The 3848-nt window shown below is 31.9% G+C and carries 2 protein-coding genes and 2 pseudogenes; 2 read left to right on the forward strand and 2 right to left on the reverse strand.

Going from position 1 to position 3848, the window contains the following annotated elements; all coding sequences use genetic code 11:
• Positions 1-124: 124 nt before the first annotated feature.
• A pseudogene (locus MSG93_RS19140) lies at positions 125-265 on the forward strand (IS3 family transposase); the annotation flags it as partial.
• 91 nt (positions 266-356) lie between these two features.
• A complete protein-coding gene (locus MSG93_RS19145; RefSeq protein WP_000593543.1) occupies positions 357-2312 on the forward strand; it encodes an AAA family ATPase in 1956 nt (651 codons plus the stop codon).
• Between the two features lie 270 nt (positions 2313-2582).
• Here the strand turns inward: MSG93_RS19145 and MSG93_RS19150 are convergent, their stop codons facing one another.
• Both MSG93_RS19150 and MSG93_RS19155 read right to left on the reverse strand, forming a co-directional pair.
• A complete protein-coding gene (locus tag MSG93_RS19150) occupies positions 2583-2903 on the reverse strand; it encodes a type II toxin-antitoxin system Phd/YefM family antitoxin (protein WP_001081101.1) in 321 nt (106 codons plus the stop codon).
• Between the two features lie 242 nt (positions 2904-3145).
• A pseudogene (locus tag MSG93_RS19155) lies at positions 3146-3610 on the reverse strand (IS3 family transposase); the annotation flags it as partial.
• Between the last annotated feature and the right edge of the window lie 238 nt (positions 3611-3848).

A 3848-nucleotide genomic window follows, 5' to 3' on the forward strand; every position in this document is an offset into this window, starting at 1 on the left:
ATCAATTTTATTGCTTCAACTTTAAATTCTGCGGTGTAAGTCTTCTGTTTCTTGCTCATGGTAAACTCCTGATGAGTGTCTATAGTTTACCAAGTTAAAACCTCCTGTTTTCTCAGCACACATCACATCAAGAACTGAAGCAAGGTCCGATATCTTTGAATATATTGAGATGTTCTACAATTCAAAACGCAGACATGGTTCCAATGGTCAGCGTTCTCCATTAGATTATGAAAAGGCCCATCAAAAGATGGTTATGTGTGTCTAGAATTTTGGTGGCTATTCAATAGTAAGCTTAGAAACAATGAAATTGTTAATCTTTATCAATGTTATATATTTAATTTTAGGGAGAAATATTTATGATTAAACTTAAAAATATTGAGATATTAAAATATAAGTCATTTACAACTCCTCAATCAATAAACATTGAGGAAGATATAACTGTTTTAGTAGGAATGAATGAATCGGGAAAAACTTCTGTTTTAGAATGTTTAGCTAAAACTAATTATTTTGAAGATGATGAAAAGTTTAAATTTAACGAAACGTTAGACTATCCTCGAAAAGAACTAAAAAGTATCAGTAAGTCGGATAGCAAACCTAAAGCAATTATTTGCACTTATCATATTTCAGATGAACTAATTGGCTTAATCGAAAATAGGTTAGGTAAAGGAACTTGGCAAGGAAGTAATGAAATCACCCTAACAAGTTCTTATGGTGATTCATCTACATTAATAAGTGGTGTATCGATAAATTTTGAATTATTTTTAAAACACTTAAATTTATCTGATATTGGTGATGATGTAAAAACTGAGTTGAAGTTGGCTCTAACAGAAGAGAAATTTGATCAAATATTAAAGAAGTTCCCAGATGAAACCGAAAGGTTAGAGCCTTTAAGAAAATATTTCTTCAAAAGTTCTACATGGATGACTTTTATTGAAAGATATGCATATAGTGTTTTAATAAAAAGACATTTACCAAAATTTATTTACTATGATGAATATTATCAACTCCCATCAAGGATTATTCTAGAAAGTTTTTTAGATGATGATGTTGATCTATCGGATGATCTAAAAACAGCAAAGGCACTCTTAGATTTATCCGAAATTAATGTGAATGAACTTATTAATGCAGACGATTTCGAAGACTTTATTGCTGAATTAGAAGCAACTGAGGCTTTGATTTCTGACACACTATTTCAATATTGGTCTGCAAATCAGAACTTAAATATTGAATTTAAAATTGATAAAAAAACAGCTACTGTGAAAAGGCAAGTAAATACAAGTTATGGCAGTGCTACAACGGTCGATACAAATATTGTTGAACATGTCTTAGATATTCGAGTAAAAAACTCGAAAACGAGAGTTTCTTTACCTCTTCAGAATAGAAGTAAAGGATTTAATTGGTTTTTTTCATTCTTAGTTTGGTTTAACAAAATTCAGGCTGATTCAAATTCAAAATATATTCTACTCTTAGATGAGCCAGGCCTTAACTTGCATGCAACTGCTCAAGCAGATTTACTACGTTTTTTAGAAAGTTTGGTTGATAAGTATCAAGTTATTTATACAACTCACTCACCTTTCATGGTAGAAACAACGAAATTAAATCGGGTCAGAACGGTATTTAGTGACTCCGATAGCTCTATCGTTAGTGATAGTATTCAACAAAAAGACCCTAATACACTTTTCCCTTTACAAGCTGCTTTAGGGTATGATGTTGCACAGAATTTATTTATTTCTAAAAAAAATCTATTGGTAGAAGGTGTCTCAGACTTACTATACTTGACCACAATTTCAGAATATTTGAATGCGAATAAACGAACTGGCTTAAATGAAGATATTACAATTGTGCCTACAGGCGGTTTAGATAAAGTTGCTAGTTTTATTTCATTACTTCGAGGTTCAAAACTATCAATTTTCTGCCTATTAGATTCGTTTACTGACCAAAAGTCTCAGGCAAGATTTGATAGTCTAACTATTCAAAAAATTATATCTGATAAAAATATAAAATTTTTCCATGATTTTTTGGATAATAGAAAAAAAGCTGATATTGAAGATATATTTACTATTGATGAATATCTGCAACTTTTTAATATTTCTCTCTCATCTACCCATGCTGAAATTAAGGTGGAAGAATTAAGTACTGAAATTGAAGATATATTATCAAAAATTAATAAAGTTATTAAAAAGAATAGATTTAATCATTATTTACCTGCAAAAGAATTTGCTAGTAATAAGGATTTTGTTAATAGCCTTTCAGAAGCTACTTTATCAAGATTTGAAACTATCTTTAAAGAGGTCAATAAGAATCTTAAATAGTTTTTGGTTTAATAGACTTGCCTATTAGGGTGAGTCTATTACTTTACCCAGTACGTTATTTAATATAATTTTATAGACATCCAAGTGTTCTTTTTAATTTTCAATAAAATTAGTCAACTCTATGATGTCAGTGCTACTTAACTTACGAATATGTTTTCCACTTCTTAGTATTTTACGAAAATAAAAGCTCATTGTTCAACGAATATAAATATAAGATGACTTTTAAATCAGCTTGTCTCTAATCTCGAATCCGTTAATATCCTCAAAAAGCTATTTTTCTTGTCCATTTACTTCTTCAAATACACCTTTTGGGTTCAAAAGCATGTGTTTGATCGGTTGACCAGTGAGCTGATTAATATCCAAAAGATCATAAACCATTTGTTGTCCTAGCTGTTCACGCCGGACAGCTTCAATAATTTCCTGCATTTTTTGAAATTCTTCAAAACTCAGAACAACAGCTTCGGGCGCATTCTTCGTATAAACAAAAACAGGTTTATGACTATCTTTGACACATTGAACAATTTTGCTCCAAGATTTGCGAACATCAGTCGCAGAAACAATCGCACCGTTTATAAAAGTTAATCGATTCATATCTAAGACCTTATACGGGATAGCAAAAATTAAATCATTTCAGAATCTTGTTCCGAATGTAAGAAAACGACCGTTATTTATTATGGGACGATTTTATATTTCTAAAATTAGTAGATGATATTTGTATGTAACTATATAATCTAAAAAAATAAATTTTAAATCGTGCAAATTAAAAATAGGGAAATCTATGCTTACTGGAGTCTATGAACCGTACCGGGTTTGTCGGAGACTTTTTATTTAAGTTAGGCCACCTGACCTAACGGGTTAATCTTATCATAGTACATTGCTTCGAACTCAAAAGGCGATACATAACCCAGTGCACTGTGTACACGCTTTTTATTGAACCAATCTACCCAGTTTAGTGTCGCAAGTTGTACATCTGCTAAACCTTGCCAATCTGCTTTTAAATATTCAATCACCTCTGTTTTGTATAAGCCATTCACCGTTTCAGCCAGAGCATTATCGTATGAATCACCAGTTGTACCGACTGATGCTCGTAAATTTGCAGCTTCTAAACGATTGGTATAGCGAATAGAAAGATATTGAACACCTCTATCGGAATGATGAATCACATTCTTTGGCATGCCTCGATCATGCAATGCTTGCTCAAGTGCATCGAGCACCATATCTGTATTCATCCGTGTAGATACTTTCCATCCAACAATTGCTCGTGAGAACACATCAATAATAAAGGCGGTATAGAGAAATTTGATGTTTCTCAACCATCATGAAAGTATCATTGCTTATCCATCGTACTCTAGTTGGTAAGTCTACCGTACAGGGAAACTGATCTCCAATTAAACCAGCATTTTTTGAAAGTGATGTGTGCTGAGAAAACAGGAGGTTTTAACTTGGTAAACTATAGACACTCATCAGGAGTTTACCATGAGCAAGAAACAGAAGACTTACACCGCAGAATTTAAAGTTGAAGCAATAAAATTGATT

This window comes from Acinetobacter sp. IK40 (genome assembly GCF_035615075.1).
Lineage (GTDB): Bacteria > Pseudomonadota > Gammaproteobacteria > Pseudomonadales > Moraxellaceae > Acinetobacter > Acinetobacter courvalinii.

Coding starts and splice junctions, on each gene's coding strand:
- MSG93_RS19145 (WP_000593543.1), top strand. CDS start 357: ATGATTAAACTTAAAAATATTGAGATATTAAAATATAAGTCATTTACA.
- MSG93_RS19150 (WP_001081101.1), bottom strand. CDS start 2,903: ATGAATCGATTAACTTTTATAAACGGTGCGATTGTTTCTGCGACTGAT.